This window comes from Novosphingobium beihaiense (assembly GCF_022832375.1).
Taxonomy (GTDB): Bacteria; Pseudomonadota; Alphaproteobacteria; order Sphingomonadales; family Sphingomonadaceae; genus Novosphingobium; species Novosphingobium beihaiensis.
On the sequence record NZ_JALHLG010000009.1, the window covers coordinates 1 to 19107 of the forward strand.

Sequence of the window (19107 nt, forward strand, 5' to 3'; positions counted from 1 at the left end):
AGCGCCCGGCGCGCGGCGGGCTGGACGACGAGCGTCAGCGGCACCGCGCCGGGGCCGCGTGCCTCGGACAGTTCGGAAATGCGTTCGCCGATCATGCGGGCAAGGTCGGGCTCGATCACCGGCTGGCCAGTGACCGGATCGCGCATACCCTGCACGATCGCGCCTTCGAGCCCGGCATCGAGCGTGACCACGGCCAGCCGCGCATGCGGCGGGCAGACCTGGCCGACGATAAGGCCGCCCAGATCGGACCGGACCAGTTCGATAAGCCGGTCGTGGTCGGTCGTCTGCTGCACCGCGCGCGACAGGCTGGCGAGGATCGGCAGTGGATGGGTAATCGGAATATGATCCTCCAGCAGCGTGCGCAGCACCCGGGTGAGCGCGGCCAGCGACAGCGGCTGCGGATGGATGGTCTCGACGAGGCCGGACGAATTCTCCTTGAGCGATTCGAGCAGCGCCTTGACCTGATCCGGGCCGAGCAGTTCCTGCGGGCGTTCGGCCAGAAGCTGATTGAGGTGCGTGGCAACAACCGTGCCGGGATCGACAGTGAGGAAACCTTCCGCCGTGGCGTGATCGCGCGCGGCGGTCTCGATCCACAGCGCCGGGCAGCCGAAGCTGGGATCTCGGGCTTCCTCGCCCCGGATGGTGTGGCCCTGGCGCACTTCGCCGGTATCGATCGCCAGCACCTTGTCCGGGCGGATCGTGCTGCCGCCCAGGTTCACGCCGCCCAGCACCACGCGGTATTCGTAGGGCGGCATGTCGAGTGCGTCGCGCACGCGGAACTGCGGAACAATGAAGCCGAAAGCCTGGCTAAGCTGCTTGCGCACACCGGTGATCCGGGTGACCAGCGGCGAACCGCGCCGTGCGTCGACCAGCTGCACAAGGCCATAGCCCAGCTCGATAGTCACGAGCGTGTGATCGGACACTTCCTCCAGATCGATCCGGGCGGGATCGACTTCGGGCTCCGGTTCCTCCACCGGAATGGCGGCTTTCGCGGCGCGCTTGCGCAGGGTATTCCACAGCCAGAAGGCAAGGCCCGAGGCGGGCAGGAACACCGTCTGCGGCATCGCCGGGATCATGCCGATCGCACCGAGCACGACGGCCACCGGCAACCAGGTGCCGGGAGCGGCAAACTGGCCGCCGATCTGACCGGCAAGGTCACGGCTGTCGGAAACGCGGGTGACGATGACGGCAGCCGCGATCGACAGCAGCAGCGAGGGCACCTGGGCCACCAGCGCGTCGCCGATGGCGAGCGTGATGTAGGTCTGCGCGGCATCGCCCGCCGAAAGGCCGTGGCTGATCATGCCGAGGCAGAAGCCCGCGATGATGTTGACGCCCAGGATCAGCAGGGCGGCGATCGCATCGCCCTTCACGAACTTGGACGAACCATCCATCGAGCCGTAGAAATCGGCCTCGGTCGAGACTTCGCGGCGGCGGGCCTTGGCTTCGTCGGCGGTCATCAGGCCGGCGGCGAGATCGGCGTCGATCGCCATCTGCTTGCCCGGCAAGGCATCGAGAGTGAAGCGCGCGGACACTTCCGAAACGCGGCCCGCACCCTTGGTCACGACGACCAGGTTGATGATGACCAGGATCAGGAAGACGAAGATGCCGACGGCAAAATTGCCGCCGATCAGGAATTCACCGAAGGATTCGATGACCTTCCCCGCCGCTTCGCCGCCCTCATGGCCATGGACCAGCACGACACGGGTCGAGGCGACGTTGAGCGCGAGGCGCAGCAGCGTCGCGAACAGCAGGACGGAGGGAAACGCAGAGAAGTCCAGCGGCTTTTCCGCGTTCATCGCCGCCATCAGCACGGCCACTGACAGCGCGATGTTCATGACAAAGGAGACGTCGAGCACGAAAGCGGGCACCGGCACGATCATCAGCACGATGAGGACCAGGATACCTGCCGGCAGCGCTATCGCGCCGGGATCGCTTATACGGTTGAACAGGTTCACAGGTTGAACCTCGCAAGCTTGGCATAGGCATCACGCACTTGCGCGGGAACCGCCCCGGGCGAGTTGCCGAACGCGCCCTGCAGCGTTTCCGCCATCGAGCGGGTGGCGATTTTCGGGGCCTGCGGGGCCGAGCCCAGACCGGCATGGAATTCGCGGGCGATCTGCCCCATCGGCGGCTGCCAGCCGGAGCCGGACTGCGCGGCGGCCCCGTTCGAAGCCGCCTGCACGCCCGGCGTGGCCGGAACGCTCTGCGCGGGGCTGACGCTGGCCCAATAGGAGGCATCGCCGCCTTCCATGGCATTCGCGACCTTGCCGCGCATCAGCTCCATCATGCCGCCGACGCTGCGCGGGCTGCCGCCGGAATAGAAAATGGCGCGATTGGCCGCTGCCGCCTTGGGCAGGATCGCCGCCGCGCTCTGCGACGGGTCCGTCTTCAGCGCGGAGAGAAACTTGCTGGCCCCGTTGATGCCGAGGAAGTGGGCCATGTAGAGTTCGGTGGCGTCGGGCTCGCGGCCCAGCTGGGTGGTGAGTTCGGCCTTGTTGTCGCTGGCCAGTTCGGCGGCCATCATCGACGAAAGACCGGCGTTGTAGCGCAGCCCCATGACTTGCGAGCGTGCCCCCGGATCCGTGATCCGCCCGCCCTGGATCACATCGTTGACCCAGGCCATGCCGTGTTCGGTTCCGTGGCGCCCCAGCGTTTCCAGCCAGGTTCCCTGTGTGAACTGATAGAGTCCGGCCGCGCTCGATGTCGAGGCGCGGGCATCCGGGTTGAGGCTCGATTCCAGTTTGGCCTGCGCCAGAAGGTACTGGAAATCTATCCCGGTCTTTTCGGAGGCACGGGCAATGGCGGCGCGCGTCTGCGCCCCCCCGGCCGCAGCGGCTCCGCCAATTCCGTTAAAGACTTGTCCTTCGCTCAATTACAGCTCCCGGCACAAAAGTTACCGGGGACTGTTTAAGCAAGGGGTGTGCCAAACGGCCTTTTGTCAGGCGCGGGCACCTGCGACGGCATAAGTTGCCCCCGCGCGATAAAGCTGCGGACCGCCCACCAGCGCGTCCAGACGGCGCGAGACATTGGCGGCTACGATATTGCGAACCTGGCGGTTTACCTCGTTCAGGCGCCGCGCAGTGTCGAGCATGCCGCGGCATTCCTCGTCGAGTTCCACCGGCTCCACCTCATCAAGCGTGCCGCACAGGCGGTTCTTATCGTTGGAGGCGCCGACGATCGCATCGAGGTCCAGCCCGGCAAGCGCCTGCCGCTCTTCTTCCAGAACGGCAAGCATCTGCCGCAGGGTTTCGCGAAGATCGGAACTGCTCATTGCTTCGGGCTCCTCAACATGACGCCCGCGGCGATCATGGCATCTGCAATCTTGGCCGGAACCAGCGGATACGATCCGGATTCCACCGCGTCGCGGATAGCTTTGACACGATCGGTATCGACCGGCGCCTCGCCCGGATTGAGCGCGTCGGAGGTCTCAACCGCCGTGCTGGCAGCTGTGCTTGTATTCTTGCTAGTAGCGCGGTTGGCAGCAGCCCCGTTCGCACCGGGCAACGCTTCACCGCCCGCCGCGCGGGCCAACCTTGCATCAATCGCGCTGGCAGCGCGTGCAGGTCCCACTTCGATAGGTGGCATGATGCCGCTCCTTAAAAGTTCCTGACCTAGAGAACGGCACTCTATAGAACTTTTTAATGGGGGCGGCAAAAAACTGCCAATTTGCGGCAGACAATAAAAATCCGCCGCCTTACGGCAGCGGCCGGCAACAAGAAACCGCTGCCTTACGGCAGCGGCAGGGTCACCAGTCCCGGACGCTCGATCCGCGCCCGCATGGGCTCGGCACGGGCCCGGCCCGTGGATGCTGGCCTGACGCGTATCCACGCGCCGACCGGCCCGGATTCCATAGCTTCGCCTGGTTGAGAAACCGTAAACCCATCGCCGGTAATCGCGATCGCCACGGCATCGCCGCGGTTGACCGCATCGGCCACGCGCACCGGGGCGGCAGCGGCAACCGGCGCCGGGCGGCGAACCGGCACAAACAGGCGCCAGCCGTTGATATCGCCGCACTGGACGACAACGCTTTGCTGCGTGGCAGTGCGCCAGGACAGTGCGATGCTGCTGCGGCACGGCTGCAGGCGCAGACGCCTGTCGACGGGAGTCAGCGCACCGCCAACCTGCCCAACCGGCGCGCCTGTGAACGCGGCGACCTGGCGGTCGATCGCATCGAGATCGGCGAAAGCTCCGGATGCCGCTGCGGCGGCAAGGAGAACGAGGCTGGGAGTCATGGCATGGATTTCCCGTTAATTGAACTTGCCGAAAATTAAGCAAGTCTCATGCCATTTCTTATATCTAGCGGCCGTTCTTTCCGCCTGCCTGGCCCTCGTGCGGGGAATCATATGCCAGAACGGCACGGACCGATCCATCGCCCGGCTCCACGACGATACGCGCTGCCTGCCCTTGCGCGCCCGCCTCCGCCAGCAGTTGCCGGGCTTCGGCCAGGGCGCGCGCCTGCGCTTCGCCGCCAGCCCCGTAACGGGCCGTGATCGTCAATTGCTGGCGCGGGTCCGCGGCCTGCTCGTGCAGCCACTGCGCGAGCGGCGGTGCCCCCGGCGCGGCGACATAGACGGAAAGCGGCTCGGTCTGCGGCGAAGGCGCCGCGGAAACATCGCTGGAAGGCAGCTTTGCAGGCTGGTTACTGACCGCAGCCGCCGTCGCCATGAACAGGATAAGGGACAGATCCGCCAGCGATGTCTGCCAGCTCGCTCCCCCACCTGTACTCGTGGCGCCTGTACCCGTGGCGCCTATACTCGTGGCACCTGCACTCACGGCGCCCGCATTCACCACGCCCGCGCTCATCGCCCTTGCCCGGCTGCCGCCTTGTGCTTGATCACAGTGGCTCCGGACGTGACCGGCAAAGCCTCCGCGACCTGCTTTTCAAGCCAGTCGAGCACGTTCTGGCGCGCCCTTTCCTCGTCCGCGGCGCGGCGTGCCACCGCGCGCGCGAGCGGGGCGAAGAAGAGATTGCCCAGCAGGAGCCCGTAAAGCGTCGTGAGCACCGCCATCGAAATCACGGCCGTGAAGTTTCCCGCAGCCCCTTCCCCGCCCGGCAGCTGGCTGAGCGAGATCAGCGTGCCCGCAAGCCCGAACACCGGCGCCAGATCGGCCGCCTGGTTCAGCGTGCTCACGGCTTGCTGCGATGTGCGGCTTCGCTCGCGCTTGTGCGTCAGATGGGTTTGATGCAGGCTCGTGATGGAGCGTGTGCCGATCAGGGCATCGGTTGCCTCGTCGATTTCCGGATCGCCGAAAAAGCGCGGCTCGGTACGGATCACACCATCCCTCTGCATGCCGCGGACATGCACGGCCAGTTCGGACCGCACGCGCGCCGCGTCGAAGTTGCTGCGGCCCAGCCCCGCCAGCGCGCCAAGCGCTGCACGCGTATCGGCCAGCCCGCAGCGCAGGACCGTGGCCAGGCACGTTCCTCCCACCACGATCAGGGCACTGCCCGCGTCGAACAGGTTATCCGGCTGCATCGGTGCAGATCTCCTTCCTAGTCCAGAACGGCAGGTCTTGCCGGAATTGAAGCGCGCAGGCGCAAATTTGCCGCCGACCGGCAAACTCTTGCCGTTCCGGCTGCCCGGTGTGTGCCGGATCATGCCCCAGCCCGCGAAAATGGCCCAAATCCGCAGTTTGGCACGCCCCTTGCTTTTTTGTTGGCTGGTAAACGTAGGACACGAGAGAAATGCCCGATCTTTTCGGAATCAATGGCACGGCTCTGGAATTGCGCTCGCAGCGCATGGGCCTGCTTGCCTCCAATATCGCCAACGCCGGCACCCCCGGCTACAAGGCGAAGGACATCGACTTCAATGCGGCGCTCAAGGCAGCCGAAGGCGGGACCGACGTTTCCGCCGCGGCCGACCGTGCGACGCTCTACCGCACGCCGGTGATGCCTTCGCTGGATGGCAACACGGTCGAGCTGCAGAACGAGCAGCTCGCCTTCTCCGAGAACGCCGTGGGCTATGCCGCGACGCTCCAGTTCATTCGCGGCCGCGTGGACACCATTACCCGCGCCCTGAAGGGAGACTGACGATGTCCAGCCAGCCCATGACCCTGTTCAGCCTTGCCCAGCGCGGCATGTCGGCACAGCTCGTGCGCATGAACGCCGCCGCCTCGAACCTGGCCAACGCCGGGACCGTCTCGGGCAGCGAGGAAGCGGCCTACAAGCCGATCCGCGCCGTCTTCGCCGAAGACCTCGACCGCGCCAGCGGCCTGGCCTCGGTCAATGTGCAGGGCGTGGTGCGCGAAGACGCCGCCGCCGTGCGCCAGCACAATCCCGACCACCCGCTCGCCGACAGCAATGGCGATGTCTGGGTCGCTCCCGTCGATGAGAACGCGGAGATGGTCGAGATGCTCGAAGCCTCGCGCCAGTACCAGAACCTGGTCGAGGCCATGTCCACCGCCAAGCAGCTTATGCTCGATACGATGAGGATGAAATGACCGTCACTGCAACAACCGCCGCAAGCTCGGCCGCGAACGCCTCGTCCTCGGCAAAATCGGGGCTCTCCGGGCTCAATTCGGGCGACTTCCTCAAGCTCATGCTCGCGCAGATGCAGCAGCAGGACCCGACCAATCCGCTCGATCAGAAAGACATGCTCGCGCAGATGGCCCAGTTCTCGCAGCTCTCCAGCTCGACCGAGATGGCCGACACGCTCAAGACGATTTCCGGGCAGCTCGACAGCGTCGTCTCGGCCCAGAACGCAACCCAGGACGCGGTTGCCGCACTCAGCGACAAGATTTCCGCCTCCACCGGCACCCAGGCAGAGGCCTGATCCCTTTCCAGGAGTATAGACCAGATGTCATTCTACACCTCACTCAGCGGCCTGAAGAGCGCCCAGACCGACCTCAGCGTCATTTCGAACAACATCGCCAACTCGGAAACAAACGGCTTCAAGAAGAGCAACTCGGCCTTTTCCGACATCATCGCGGCATCGGCCAGTTCGAACCCCTCCACGACCACCGGCGTGGGTTCGAGCGTCGCCAACATCACGCAGGACTTCTCGCTGGGCCCGGTCGAGCAGACCGGCAACGCGCTGGACGCGCTGGTGAACGGCGAAGGCTTCTTCACCGTCGTCTCCCCGCTTTCGGGCGAAACGCAGTACACCCGCAACGGCCACTTCCATCCGGATGCCGACCGCTTCCTCGTCAATGACCAGGGCGCGCAGGTGCAGGTCTATCCGGTCGATGCCACCGGCGCCGTTTCCAGCACGACCCTGCAGTCCATTCAGCTCCCGACGAGCAACGCCGCGGGCGCCGACTATTCCGGCGTGTCGATCGGCCAGCGCGGCGAAATCGTCGCCACCTTCACCGACGGCACCAGCGAAACCCTGGGCGTGATCGGCCTGGCCAACTTCGTGGCCCCCACCGGCCTCAAGCAGCTTGGCAATGCCACCTGGTCCGCAACCGGCAACTCCGGCACGGCGACCTATGGCCAGCCCGGTTCGAACGGCTACGGCAACCTGCTGCCGGGCGCTCTGGAACGCTCGAACGTCGATATCGCCGAGGAACTGGTCTCGCTGATCACCGCGCAGCGCAACTACCAGGCCAATGCCAAGGCGATCGACACCGCGACGCAGGTTTCCCAGGCCATCATGAACCTGCGGACCTGACGGATAACGCTGGGGGGCTAACCGATGGACCGTCTGATCTACACCGCCGTTTCGGGCATGAACGCCTCGCTGAACCAGCAGCGCGTGATTGCCAGCAACATGGCCAATGCCCAGACCATCGGCTTCAAGGCCGAGATTCTGCAGGCTACGCCGATGACGCTGGAAGGCCCGCAACTGGAAGTGCGCTCCATGTCCAGCACCGAGGTGAAGAGCGCCTCGATGAAGGACGGCGAGATCAACCAAACCGGTTACGCCCTCGACATCGCCATGCAGGGCGATGCGATGATGGCCGTGCAGGCCCCCGACGGCACCGAAAGCTACACCCGGCGCGGCGATCTCTCGATCACCGTGACCGGCGTGCTCCAGAACGGCGAGGGCCTGCCGGTGATCGGCAATGCCGGTCCGATCACCATCCCGCCCGGCACGAACGCGACGATCGCGCCCGACGGCAACGTAATGGTCACTGACCCGGCCAATCCGGACCAGCCGGCGCAGACCCTGGACCGGATCAAGCTGGTCAGCACCACCGGCACCCAGATCGCCAAGGACATCGACGGCCAGTTCCGCGTGAAAGGCGGCGGCGTTCTTCCCGTCAACGAGAACGCCCGGGTCATTCCCGAAGCCCTCGAAGAATCCAACGTCAACGCTTCCGAAGTACTGGTCCAGATGATCTCGGCCCAGCGTCTCTTCGATATGCGGACCAAACTCGTCCAGACCGCCAGCCAGCTCGACGAAGCCGGCGCCCGTCTCATGCGCATCGATAGCTGAGGAATAAAACGATATGCCCAGTTCAGCACTCCAGGTCGCCCGTACCGGTCTCGAAGCCCAGGACACGCGGATGCGCGTGATCGCCAACAACCTGGCGAACGTTTCGACCACCGCTTTCAAGCGCGACCGCGCCAACTTCGCCACGCTCGCCTATCAGGATGCCCGCGTGGCCGGCGCCCAGTCTTCCAACGAGACGACTTATGCCACCGGCCTCAACCTCGGCACCGGCGTCAGCATCCAGTCGACCACGCGCATGGAAACGAACGGCCCGCTCAATTCGACGGGTAACTCGTTCGACCTCGCGCTCGATGGCGACGGCTATTTCCAGGTGCAGATGCCGGGCGGCGAGCTGGCCTATACCCGCGCAGGCAACTTCACCCGCTCGGCCGACGGCCAGCTGGTGACGACGCAGGGCTATCCCGTGCAGCCGCCGATCACCATTCCCGAAGGCATGACCGCGCTCACCATTTCGCAGGACGGCACGGTTTCGGCGCAGATCGCCGGCCAGGCCGATCCCACGCAGCTCGGCCAGATCACGGTCGCCAGCTTCACCAACCCTTCCGCGCTTCAGGCCGCGTCGGACAACTTCATGCTGGAAACCGCGGCCAGCGGCCCGGCCCAGATCGGCGTCGCCGGCCAGCAGGGGCGCGGCAACATCAAGCAGGGCATGCTCGAAGGTTCCAACGTCAACATCGTCGAGGAGCTGGTCGACATGATCGAGACCCAGCGCGCCTACGAGATCAATTCCAAGATGATCTCCGCCGTCGATGAAATGCTGCAGAACGCGAACCAGACGCTGTAATGATCATGAGCAGAACCACCACCCGCCTTGCCGCGGCCTTTCTGGCGATGACGATGCTGGCAACGGCGCCGTCTCCCGCCGCCGCGCGCAAGAAGCACAAGCCGTCCGGCTACGAGCCCACGCTGCCCATCGCCCAGCCCGCGCAGGCGCAGCCCGCGACGGGCGGAATCTTCAACGTTTCGGCTGGTTACGCACCGCTCTACACCGGCACCCGCGCCGCCCGGGTCGGCGATCCGGTGACGATCCTGCTCATCGAAAGCACCACGGCGTCCAAGGCCGTGAACTCCCGGAACTCGAAAGGCGGCGGTCTTTCGATCACTCCGCCGACGGCCGGACCGCTCGCGATCAACCCCGACGCGCTTAATTTAAGCTCTTCCTCGTCGTTCAATGGTGGGGGAAATGCGGCCCAGACGAGCACGCTCGCTTCGACGCTTTCCGTCACCATCGCGGAAGTCCGTCCCAACGGTACCGCGCTCGTCAGAGGGGAAAAGAAGATGCTGCTCAGCCAGGGAGATGAATGGGTCCGGTTTTCCGGCATCATTCGCCTGGCCGACATCGACCAGGAGAACTCCATCCCTTCCAGCCGCGTGGCCGATGCCCACATCGAATACAGCGGCAAGGGCGCTCTCCAGCAATCGAGCAAGCAGGGCTGGCTTGGCCGGTTCTTCAACATGATCTCGCCTTTCTGATGGTGCCCCATATGATCCGCCGCATTCTTCTTTCGCTCGCCGCCTTCAGCGCCGCTTTCGCCGCCGTCCTGCCGGGCGCGGCCATGGCCGAGCGCGTGCGCGATCTCGGCCAGTTCCAGGGCGTGCGCTCCAACCAGCTCACGGGCTACGGCATCGTCGTCGGCCTGCCGGGCACGGGCGACGACAACCTCGAATACCTGACGCAAGCGATGAAGGGCGTCTCGGGCCGCATGGGCCTGACCCTGCCCGCAGGCGTGGCGCCGGGCCTGAAGAACGCCGCGGCCGTCATGGTCACGGCGGACCTGCCCGCTTTCGCCAAGCCGGGCCAGCGCATCGACGTGACCGTCTCCACCATCGGCAAGGCCAAGTCGCTGCGCGGCGGCGCGCTGATCATGACCCCGCTCTACGGCGCGGACGGCCAGATCTATGCCATGGCCCAGGGCAACCTCGCCGTGGGCGGCCTCGGCATTTCCGGCAAGGACGGTTCGAACCTCACGGTCAACATTCCGACCGTCGGCCGCATTGCCGACGGCGCCAGCGTCGAACGCGCGGTCGCCACCGGTTACGACAATTCGCCGGTGCTGCGCTGGAACCTGTTCGACGCCGACTTCCTGACCGCCGCGCGTGTGCGCGATGCCATCAATACCCGGATTCCGGGCACGGCCTCGGTCGAAGACGGCGTTACGCTCGCGCTGCACCTGCCGCTCGATCCCAATACCCGCGCCAGCGTGATGGCGGCGATCGAGATGATCAACGTCGATCCGGCCGAAACCGCCGCACGCGTCATCGTCAACAGCCGCACCGGCACTGTCGTCATCAACTCGGCCGTGCGTCTCTCCTCCGCCGCGATCAGCCACGGCAAGCTGACCGTGCGCGTCGATGAGAACCCGGCCGTGGTCCAGCCCGCGCCGTTCAGCCGCGGCCAGACCGCTGTCGAGCAGAACTCGACGCTGTCCGCGGACGAGGAAAAGCGCTCGGTGGCTCTGTTCCAGCCTGGAGCGTCGCTGTCCAAGGTGGTCGATGCCCTCAACATGCTGGGCGTCACCCCGTCGGACCTTGTCGCAATCCTCGAAGCGCTCAAGCAGGCCGGGGCCCTCAAGGCGGAAATGGTGGTGATATGAGCACGATCCAGTCCCCTCTTGCGGGCATGACCGCTGCCGCAACGGCGACCGACCGCGAAAAGCTCAAGTCTGTCGCCAAGCAGTTCGAATCGCTGTTCATGCGCCAGATGCTGTCAGCGGCGCGCAAGGCCGATTTCGGCGGCGACAAGCTGTTCAGCAGCCAGGCGCTCGACACGTTCAACCAGATGCAGGACGAGCACTTCGCCGACGTGACCGCGCAGAGCGGCACGCTCGGCTTTGCCACGATCATCGAGGCGCAGATGGCGCGGTTCCTGCCCGAACAGCAGCAGCCCGCACAGACGGGCGATGCCGCTGCGGCGCCCTCCTCCGGAACGGGAAGCACCTAAGCCATGGCTTCGGACCTTCTCTCGATCGCCAGTTCGGGCGCACGCGCTGCCAAGGCCGCGCTTGACGTAACGGCGAACAACATCGCCAATGCATCGTCGGAAGGCTATGTCCGCCGCAGCGTCACGATCACGGAACTGGGCGTCAATTCGCTCGCCGCGACGCCGACTGAAATCAACGTGGCCGGTGTGCGTGTTGCCAGCGTGGTCCGCAATGCCGACAGCTTCCGCCAGTCGGAAGTGCGCCGCACCGGCTCGGACGCCGCACGCGCCAATGCCGAAGTGCAAGGTCTCGAAAACGTCCAGTCCGCCGCCGAGCAGACCGGCCTTTACGATTCGATCGTCAATTTCGAAGCCTCCCTGCAGCAGCTGGTCTCCGACCCGACCGACGGCGCCTTGCGCGCCGCCGTGGTCGAGCAGGGCCGCAGCATGGCCGAGACTTTCAACGTGACGGCCTCCAGCCTCGCTGCCGTCGGCGACGGGCTTCGCTTCGAATCGCAGAGCGGGACCGATACCGTCAACAACATCACGTCCGAACTCGCGCGCGTGAACTTGCGCCTTTCACGCTCCTCAGACGCCTCCAGCGACCAGACCGCCCTGCTCGACCAGCGCGATCTGCTGCTGGAAAAGCTGAGCGATCAAGTCGGCATCTCGACCAGCTTCGGCAAGAGCGGCGTGGTCACCGTGAAGCTGGGCAATTCCTCCGGCCCCACCATGGTTGCAGGCGGCACCGGCTCCACGTTCGCCATGAACACAGCGAGCGACGGCACCGTCTCCTTCACGCTGGACGGCACTGCGGCAACGCTCGATTCCGGCGCCCTGGCCGGCAAGAGCCAGGCCCTGACCGAACTTGCGAAGACCAACAGCCAGCTCGATGCGCTCGCCTCCAAAGTGATCGGCGTCGTCAACAGCGCGCAGGCAAGCGGCACCGACCTTGCCGGCAACACCGGCACGGACATGTTCAGCGGCACCGGCGCCGCCGACATGGCCATGATCGCAACGGGCGGCAGTGCCGTCGCCACCGCCACGGCAGGAAGCCCCGCGGGCAGCCGCGACGGAACCAACCTGGCCGCAATGCGCACGGCTTTGAACTCCGCTGATCCGGCCGGCGACATGAACACGCTGCTGTTCGGAATTTCCAGCGCGGTTGCCGGGCGCACCGTCACGCGCGACGCTCTTGAATCGATCGCCAGTTCCGCGAAGATCGCTCTCCAGTCGCAGGCTGGTGTCGATCTCGATCAGGAAGCGGTCCATCTTCTGCGCTACCAGCAGGCATTCCAGGCTTCGGGCCGGGTGATGCAGGTGGCTTCCGACATCTTCGACTCCATCCTAGGCATCAGGTAGACACGCCATGACGATCGTCTCCACCAGCACCAGCGCTTTCTACGAGCGGGCCCGCACCAACATGAAGGACCTGCGCCTGAAAGCCGAATCGCTGCAGGCGCAAGTCGGCAGCGGCGAAAAGCTGTCGCGCTCTTCGGACGATCCGGTCGCCGCCGCGCGGCTGCGCTCGCTCGCACGGATCGAGAAGCTGTCGGGGATCGACAAGGCCAATACCGACCGCGCCAATGCCGACTTGTCGCTGGCCGACGAAGCCATGACGAACATGTCAACGGCGATCATCCGCGCGCAGGAACTGGCGACCAAGGCTGCCAGCGACACGCTCACCAGCGATCAGCGTGCCAGCATCGCGACCGAACTGGACCAGATCCAGCAGGATCTGATGACTCTCGCCAATTCGCGCGATTCGAACGGCCATGCGCTGTTCGGCGGTGAAAGCGTGGGCAATGCCTACGAACTCGATGCCAGCGGCAATGCGGTTTACATCGGCACCAACAGTTCCGACAGCCTGCCGATCGGCGAGGGGCAAAGTGTGCCGCGCTCGGTCACCGGCAAGCAGATTTTCGAATTCACCGATGGCAGCGGCAGCACCACTGACGTGATGGCAACGATCAAGTCCTTGTCAGAGGCGCTGAAAGGCGGGGTTGCCGATCCGGCAGGTGCCGCGAGCGATGCCCTGACGTCACTCAGGTCAGGCCTCGACACGTTGTCCACCACCCAGACCGTGGTCGGCACCCGGCTCGCCTGGCTCGACACCGTGGCCGACCGGCGCATCAACTTGTCCGAGCTGCGCGCCAGCGAGAAATCCGATCTCGGCGGCGTCGATCCTGCCGCCACTCTTGCAAGCCTGCAGGAAGCGCTGACCGTTCTCGAAGCCAGCCAGGCCAGCTTCACCAAGCTGGCCGGCCTGAGCCTCTTCGACAAGCTGCGCTGACAATTTCGCCCCGGCCCCTGGGAAGGGCCGGGTTATTTTTCGACGGGGGAAGTTAACCATGTTTGCAATTGTCGGCGTCATTATCCTGCTGGTGATGGTGTTCGGCGGCTTCGCACTTACCGGCGGCGCCCTAGGCCCCGTCATGCACGCGATTCCGCACGAAATGCTGATCATCGGCGGCGCCGCGGTCGGGGCGATCGTCACCGGCAACTCGATGCACGAGCTCAAGGCGCTGGGCAGCGGGGTGTCCCGCGTGTTCAAGGGGCCCAAGCACAACAAGCAGGATCACATCGACGCGATCATCCTGACCACCCGCCTGATGCGCATCCTGCGCTCGGAAGGCCCGGTCGCGCTGGAAAGCCACGTCAACGATCCCAAGACCTCGTCGCTCTTCGCAGAATTCCCCCGCGTTCTGGGCAACGAGGCGCTTGTCCATCTGATCTGCGACACGCTCACGCTGATCGTCGTCTCCTCCGGCACGCTGGAAGTCCACGCCGTTGAGGATGTCATGGACAATGCGATGAAGACGCATTTCCACGAACTGCACGAACCCCAGCACGCCTTGCAGAACCTGGCCGACTCGCTGCCCGCGCTGGGCATCGTCGCCGCCGTTCTGGGCGTGGTGAAGACCATGGGCTCGATCGACGAGCCGCCTTCGGTGCTGGGCGGCATGATCGGTTCGGCGCTGGTCGGCACGTTCATGGGCGTATTGCTCGCTTACGGCATCGTTGCGCCGATGGCCGGGCGCCTCAAGCAGGTAAACGAGCAGGACGAACAGATCTTCCATGCCGTCAAGCAGGTGATCATCGCCTCGCTGCACGGCTGGCCGCAGCCGCTGGTCGTCGAATCGGCACGCTCGGGCCTGGGCCATGCCTTCCGCCCCGGCCTGTCCGAACTGCTCGATGCGATGAGGGGCCGCTGACATGGCCGCCAAGCGGGGCAAGAACGAACCGCCCAAACCGATCATCGTCAAGAAGATCACGGTTGTCGCGGCCGGCCATCACGGCGGCGCATGGAAAGTCGCCTATGCCGACTTCGTGACCGCCATGATGGCGTTCTTCCTCCTGTTGTGGATTCTCGGTGCGACCACCGAAAAGCAGCGCAAGGGCATTGCCGACTACTTCACACCGACGCTGGTGAAGAACAAGGAGGCTTCAGCCGGGTCCGCAGCGGGCCTGCTCGGCGGCTCCTCGCTGACCGACGTCGACGATTATCCGCACCGCGCCGGGCAGACGGGCACCAAGACACTCACCATCCCGCGCGATGCCACGGGCGGCCCGAAGGAAGGCGGCACCAAGGTCAAGCGCACGATGCGCGCCAAACAGGCCGTCATGCGCAAGCTCCAGTCGACAGCACGGCTTCGCATGCTGGCCAAGCAGGTCCGGCTCGTCGACACCCGGCAGGGCGTGCGAATCGATCTGGTGGACGATGCCGACTTCTCCATGTTCCGCATGAGCACCACGGTCCTCACCCCCGAGGCGTCCGAACTGATCGCGGTGATTGCCGAAGCCGTTGGTCCCGACGCAGGACAGCTTACTATCCGTGGCCACACCGATGCCCTGCCTTACAAGGCCGATGCCCGCGGCAACAACTGGTCGCTTTCGGCCGGCCGTGCCGAAGCCACGCGCCAGGCCCTGATGCGCGACGGCATTCCCGAGGACCGGTTCAACCGGATCGAAGGCGTGGCGGACCGGGAACTGCTGATCCCCAGCAACCCGCAGGATCCGCGCAACCGCCGCATTTCGATCACGCTGCTCGACTAACGTCCGCACCTGTTCAGCACACAAACAGCCGCCCGAAGTGATTCGGGCGGCTGTTTTGCTGTTGTCGGGAGCTTCCGGACGTTAACCTTGGCTATTCCGTCCTCCCCGTCCTGAAACGAATGGCGGCTGGCCGCCATCCTTCTCCTGCCATCGCGGCCACGATCCGCAGCGCGCTTGCCTGCGGCTCCGCACCATCGCACCATCGCTTGCAAACAAATGGCCGGACGCGCGGGCATTACCCACGGGAGGACACACATGGCATTTACCGGACCGGCCGAGGATCGCCTCGCCATCCGCGAGCTTTACGGCACCTATGCCGATTCGAGCTGGCGCGGCGACCAGGCGCAATGGCTTTCCTGCTTCACCCCGGACGGGCGCTGGACCAGTCACTTGTTCGACGCCGCCGGGCACGAGGCCTTGCGCGAGACCTGGGACAATCTGTGGAAGGACTGGGAAACCGTCGCCTTCCTCGGCGAGATCGGGGCGATGGAGATCGAGGGCGAGAGCGCCCGCGTGCGCGCCTATGCCCGCGAAGTCGTGCTGATGAAGAACGGCGGGCACTTCAAGCTGTGCGGCCACTATGCCGACACCCTTCGCAAGGTTGACGGCGAATGGAAATTCGCGCGGCGCGACTACACCCAGACCATCGGCGAATTCGATCAGCTGATCATGGACTGACCCCGGCCTCGCGCGCGCAATCCCGCATCCCGGAGACGGCGGCGAAGGCCGCTTCGCGGCCACAGACAAGCAGTGAATCCTAGAACCGGGGCGAAACTCGCAGGCCAGAGTCGTCCCCATTCGTGCCGGGCGAAGCCGGAACAGGTAATCTGCGGCGGCGCTTGGGGTATCGCCGCTGCGCACAGGTGTGCGGATTGCGGACAGCCAAAAGGGCCCGGCGGTCTGGGGAAACCCGCCGGGCCCGAAAACCTGCTTGGTTAAGGCAGGCTGGTTAACGCGTCTTCAGATTAACGCAGCAGGCTCAGCACGTTCTGCTGGCTCTGGTTGGCCTGCGAGAGCATCGCCGTCGAAGCCTGCGAGAGAATCTGCGCCTTCGCCATGGCCGTCGTTTCCGAAGAATAGTCGGCGTCCTCGATCCGCGAACGTGCGTCCGAGAGGTTCGTCACGTTGTTGGTCAGCGTGTTGATCGCCGATTCGAGACGGTTCTGGCCGGCACCCAGCGAAGCGCGGGTGGAGTTAACGTCCGCCAGAGCAAGGTCGACGTTGTCGATCGTGGTCGCCGCGGCGGTGTTCGTCGAAACGTCCAGAGCCGTGGTGGTGATGTTGGCTCCGTTGATCGCGGTCGAGGTCAGCGTGATCTGCTCACCCGAGTTCGCACCGGTCTGGATGTTGAAGGTGACGTCCGTGCCCGACGTGGTCGAGAACAGCGCGTTGCCGTTGAACTTGGTCTGCGACAGCACGTCGCTGATCTGGCTGGTAAGCGCCGAGACTTCCGACTGCATCGCGTCACGGTCGGTGTTCTGATACGTGCCCGAGGACGACTGGACGGCCAGTTCGCGCACGCGCTGCATCATGTTGGTAACTTCCGACAGAGCGCCATCGGCGGTCTGAGCCAGCGAGATACCGTCGTTGGCGTTACGGATGCCCTGGCTCATGCCCTTGATCGACGAAGTCATCGAGGTTGCAATGGCGAGGCCTGCGGCGTCGTCCTTCGAACCGTTGATGCGCTTGCCGGTCGACAGGCGTTCCATGACCGTGCTCTGCATCTTGCTGGCAGAGTTCGAGGCGTTCATCGCCTTAATGGCGGAGATATTGGTATTGATAACTGACATTTCAAAGCTCCCGTTAGGTGTCCCGAAGTCCGGGCAACCCGACCGGCCCATCCGGCACGGCTGCCAGAGCTAAGACCGGCAACGGACCGGCAAAATTAAGCCGCTTCGTTGCCGGTTTCTTGCCGGAGGCTTGCCGGATGGCCTGCAGAGGCTTGCCGCGTAACGGCAAAATTAGGGATTAATACGAGGCCTTAAATTTCCGATCTCTTGGACGTTAGGCGCGCATAAGCACCCTCGGAACTGGTTAATTCCACGGGGGAAATCGAGACATGGCCGCTCTGGCTCTTAACGATGATTTTGCGCGCCGGCATGGTCCGCTGGCCAACCGCGCAGCCGCAATCGCGACGTCGCTGCTCGACTGCGCGGCCATCGATCTGCGTGATGTGAACGACACTTCGCCGCTGCCTCGGGGCGCGCGCACCATCCGCCTGGCGAAGTCCGCCATACCCACGATGGGCCGCAGCGAGTCCGGCGAAATCAGCCTGGCCTATCACGACGGCGCCAGCGAAGCCTCGCTCGCCATGCTGCTGGCCGCCATGGCTGCACCGTCCGAGCCGATCGCCGCAGACCCCGAAAGTCTCTCGATTTTCGCGCTCGCGGACCGCCTCGCCACCAGCGATATTCCCGTTCTTATCAATGGCCCGACCGGCACCGGCAAGGAAGTGCTCAGCCGCTTCATCCATGCCCGCAGCGACCGCCGCGATGGCCCGTTCATCGCCGTCAACTGCGCGGCCATGCCGGAAACCATGCTCGAAGCCATGCTGTTCGGTCACCAGAAGGGCGCCTTCACCGGCGCGACTCAGGCGAGCGAAGGTTTCATACGCGCGGCCGACGGCGGCACCCTGCTGCTCGACGAAATCGCCGAAATGCCGCTCCAGCTTCAGGCCAAGCTGCTGCGCGCGCTGCAGGAACAGGAAGTGGTTCCGATCGGTGCGACTCAGGCGATTAAGGTTAACATCCGGGTAATCGCATGCGCTAACCGTGACCTTCCGGCCGAAGTGGCCGAAGGCCGTTTCCGCGCCGACCTTTACTATCGCCTCAATGTCTTCCCGCTGACGCTGCGCCCGCTGCGCGAGCGCCCGGACGACATCGCCCCGCTCGCCTTCGCCATGGCGCTTCGCCACGCGCCCGATCCGGCCCGCGTTCCGGTGCTCTCCGAAGGTGCGCTGGCCATGCTCAAGCTGCACCAGTGGCCGGGCAATGTCCGCGAGCTGGAAAACGTCATGCGCCGCGCGCTGCTGCTGGCCCACGGCAAGGACATGATCTCGCCCGAGGAAATCGTGTTCGACAGCCCGGCCCGTCTCGTTGCTGCTCCGGCCCCCGCCTCGATGGAAGCGCTCGCCGCCGCCTCGGCCGCCGAAGCGCCGCGCCGCCTGTCGAGCGTCGTCCAGATTTCCGAAGCCCGTGCAATCATGGAAACGCTCGAAGCCTGCGGCGGCAACCGCGGCCGGGCGGCCCGCGAGCTGGGCATTTCGGAACGCACCCTTCGCTACCGCCTCGCCTCGCTGCGCGAGGCCGGCATTGAGATCGGCCGCACTGCGGCCGGCGGCCGGCGATGAGCGGGGTCTCGGGCATCGGCGGTGGCGCCGGCGGTGTCCATCAGATCATGCAGATGCGCCAGCAGATCATTCAGCGTAATGATCTGCTCCAGCAGCTGCATTCCACGCAGGGCACCGACGCCAGCACGGCTGCGGCTCCGGCCCAGCCGCAGGAGCCCGCCAATGGCGGCTTTGCCGATACGCTGAAGAACGCGCTCGACGGGGTGAGTGCCGTGCAGTCGAAAGCCGAAGGGCTGACCGAAGCCTATCAGAAGGGCGAAGTGACCGACGTCGCCAAGGTCATGCTTGCCCGCCAGGAAGCCGGCGTTGCTTTCGAAGCAACCCTGCAGGTTCGTAACAAACTGCTGTCCGCCTATCAGGACATCATGCGCATGGGGGTCTGATAA

Annotated in this window: 24 protein-coding genes; 16 read left to right on the forward strand and 8 right to left on the reverse strand. The window is 65.2% G+C overall.

Annotated features, from left to right (window positions below; translation table 11 throughout):
• From MTR66_RS08370 to MTR66_RS08400, 7 genes are all read right to left on the reverse strand, one after another.
• A partial coding sequence (locus MTR66_RS08370; RefSeq protein WP_243919691.1) for a flagellar biosynthesis protein FlhA occupies nucleotides 1–1955 on the reverse strand: 1955 nt, incomplete at its 3' end.
• Nucleotides 1952–2872: a transglycosylase SLT domain-containing protein gene (locus MTR66_RS08375; protein ID WP_243919696.1), complete on the reverse strand. Its 921-nt coding sequence runs from the start codon at nucleotides 2870–2872 to the stop codon at nucleotides 1952–1954. The genes MTR66_RS08370 and MTR66_RS08375, both read right to left, overlap by 4 nt.
• Nucleotides 2873–2938: 66 nt before the next feature.
• The gene (locus MTR66_RS08380; RefSeq protein ID WP_243919697.1) at nucleotides 2939–3271 is read right to left on the reverse strand and encodes a flagellar protein FlgN; all 333 of its coding nucleotides are present in this window, start codon (nucleotides 3269–3271) and stop codon (nucleotides 2939–2941) included.
• Complete coding sequence (gene flgM / locus MTR66_RS08385; RefSeq protein WP_243919703.1) at nucleotides 3268–3585, reverse strand: flagellar biosynthesis anti-sigma factor FlgM; 318 nt, start codon at nucleotides 3583–3585, stop codon at nucleotides 3268–3270. Before flgM ends, MTR66_RS08380 begins: the two co-directional genes overlap by 4 nt.
• Nucleotides 3586–3728: 143 nt before the next feature.
• A complete protein-coding gene (locus MTR66_RS08390) occupies nucleotides 3729–4232 on the reverse strand; it encodes a flagella basal body P-ring formation protein FlgA (protein WP_243919705.1) in 504 nt (167 codons plus the stop codon).
• A gap of 64 nt (nucleotides 4233–4296) precedes the next feature.
• Nucleotides 4297–4665 carry a hypothetical protein gene (locus MTR66_RS08395; RefSeq protein ID WP_243919707.1) on the reverse strand — a complete coding sequence of 123 codons (369 nt, stop codon included), beginning with the start codon at nucleotides 4663–4665 and terminating at the stop codon, nucleotides 4297–4299.
• Nucleotides 4666–4799: 134 nt separating this feature from the next.
• Nucleotides 4800–5477: a MotA/TolQ/ExbB proton channel family protein gene (locus MTR66_RS08400; protein WP_243919708.1), complete on the reverse strand. Its 678-nt coding sequence runs from the start codon at nucleotides 5475–5477 to the stop codon at nucleotides 4800–4802.
• 209 nt (nucleotides 5478–5686) lie between these two features.
• Between MTR66_RS08400 and flgB the strand changes: the two genes are divergently transcribed.
• The 14 genes from flgB (at nucleotide 5687) to MTR66_RS08470 (ending at nucleotide 16050) form a co-directional block, all read left to right on the forward strand.
• On the forward strand, nucleotides 5687–6031 hold the full coding sequence (gene flgB / locus MTR66_RS08405; RefSeq protein ID WP_243919710.1) for a flagellar basal body rod protein FlgB: 345 nt from the start codon (nucleotides 5687–5689) through the stop codon (nucleotides 6029–6031).
• 2 nt (nucleotides 6032–6033) lie between these two features.
• Nucleotides 6034–6441 (forward strand): flagellar basal body rod protein FlgC, encoded by a 408-nt coding sequence (flgC, locus tag MTR66_RS08410; protein ID WP_243919712.1) that lies wholly within the window; start codon nucleotides 6034–6036, stop codon nucleotides 6439–6441.
• Entirely contained in the window at nucleotides 6438–6773 is a 336-nt protein-coding gene (locus MTR66_RS08415; RefSeq protein WP_243919714.1) for a flagellar hook assembly protein FlgD, read from the forward strand. The genes flgC and MTR66_RS08415 overlap by 4 nt, the downstream gene beginning before the upstream one ends.
• Before the next feature lie 24 nt (nucleotides 6774–6797).
• Complete coding sequence (locus MTR66_RS08420) at nucleotides 6798–7610, forward strand: flagellar hook-basal body complex protein (protein WP_243919716.1); 813 nt, start codon at nucleotides 6798–6800, stop codon at nucleotides 7608–7610.
• 24 nt (nucleotides 7611–7634) lie between these two features.
• Nucleotides 7635–8378, forward strand: a complete 744-nt coding sequence (locus tag MTR66_RS08425; RefSeq protein WP_243919720.1) for a flagellar basal body rod protein FlgF — start codon at nucleotides 7635–7637, stop codon at nucleotides 8376–8378.
• A gap of 13 nt (nucleotides 8379–8391) precedes the next feature.
• Nucleotides 8392–9180 carry a flagellar basal-body rod protein FlgG gene (gene flgG / locus MTR66_RS08430; RefSeq protein ID WP_243919722.1) on the forward strand — a complete coding sequence of 263 codons (789 nt, stop codon included), beginning with the start codon at nucleotides 8392–8394 and terminating at the stop codon, nucleotides 9178–9180.
• A 5-nt stretch (nucleotides 9181–9185) separates the two neighbouring features.
• The gene (locus MTR66_RS08435) at nucleotides 9186–9869 is read left to right on the forward strand and encodes a flagellar basal body L-ring protein FlgH (protein ID WP_243919723.1); all 684 of its coding nucleotides are present in this window, start codon (nucleotides 9186–9188) and stop codon (nucleotides 9867–9869) included.
• A gap of 11 nt (nucleotides 9870–9880) precedes the next feature.
• Nucleotides 9881–10990 (forward strand): flagellar basal body P-ring protein FlgI, encoded by a 1110-nt coding sequence (locus MTR66_RS08440; protein ID WP_243919724.1) that lies wholly within the window; start codon nucleotides 9881–9883, stop codon nucleotides 10988–10990.
• Complete coding sequence (locus MTR66_RS08445; RefSeq protein WP_243919725.1) at nucleotides 10987–11337, forward strand: rod-binding protein; 351 nt, start codon at nucleotides 10987–10989, stop codon at nucleotides 11335–11337. The genes MTR66_RS08440 and MTR66_RS08445 overlap by 4 nt, the downstream gene beginning before the upstream one ends.
• A gap of 3 nt (nucleotides 11338–11340) precedes the next feature.
• Nucleotides 11341–12678, forward strand: coding sequence for a flagellar hook-associated protein FlgK (gene flgK, locus MTR66_RS08450; protein ID WP_243919728.1), 1338 nt, complete (start codon nucleotides 11341–11343; stop codon nucleotides 12676–12678).
• Nucleotides 12679–12685: 7 nt separating this feature from the next.
• The gene (locus MTR66_RS08455; RefSeq protein WP_243919730.1) at nucleotides 12686–13609 is read left to right on the forward strand and encodes a flagellin N-terminal helical domain-containing protein; all 924 of its coding nucleotides are present in this window, start codon (nucleotides 12686–12688) and stop codon (nucleotides 13607–13609) included.
• Nucleotides 13610–13667: 58 nt separating this feature from the next.
• Entirely contained in the window at nucleotides 13668–14531 is an 864-nt protein-coding gene (gene motA / locus MTR66_RS08460; protein WP_243919732.1) for a flagellar motor stator protein MotA, read from the forward strand.
• Between the two features lies 1 nt (nucleotide 14532).
• Nucleotides 14533–15372, forward strand: a complete 840-nt coding sequence (locus MTR66_RS08465) for a flagellar motor protein MotB (protein ID WP_243919734.1) — start codon at nucleotides 14533–14535, stop codon at nucleotides 15370–15372.
• A gap of 255 nt (nucleotides 15373–15627) precedes the next feature.
• A complete protein-coding gene (locus tag MTR66_RS08470; protein WP_243919736.1) occupies nucleotides 15628–16050 on the forward strand; it encodes a nuclear transport factor 2 family protein in 423 nt (140 codons plus the stop codon).
• Nucleotides 16051–16337: 287 nt separating this feature from the next.
• Here the strand turns inward: MTR66_RS08470 and MTR66_RS08475 are convergent, their stop codons facing one another.
• The gene (locus MTR66_RS08475) at nucleotides 16338–17162 is read right to left on the reverse strand and encodes a flagellin N-terminal helical domain-containing protein (protein WP_243919738.1); all 825 of its coding nucleotides are present in this window, start codon (nucleotides 17160–17162) and stop codon (nucleotides 16338–16340) included.
• Nucleotides 17163–17431: 269 nt separating this feature from the next.
• Here MTR66_RS08475 and MTR66_RS08480 point away from each other — a divergent pair, with 269 nt between their 5' ends.
• Both MTR66_RS08480 and fliE read left to right on the forward strand, forming a co-directional pair.
• Nucleotides 17432–18721, forward strand: coding sequence for a sigma-54 interaction domain-containing protein (locus MTR66_RS08480; protein ID WP_243919746.1), 1290 nt, complete (start codon nucleotides 17432–17434; stop codon nucleotides 18719–18721).
• The gene (gene fliE / locus MTR66_RS08485; protein ID WP_243919748.1) at nucleotides 18718–19104 is read left to right on the forward strand and encodes a flagellar hook-basal body complex protein FliE; all 387 of its coding nucleotides are present in this window, start codon (nucleotides 18718–18720) and stop codon (nucleotides 19102–19104) included. The genes MTR66_RS08480 and fliE overlap by 4 nt, the downstream gene beginning before the upstream one ends.
• The last annotated feature ends 3 nt before the right edge of the window (nucleotides 19105–19107 follow it).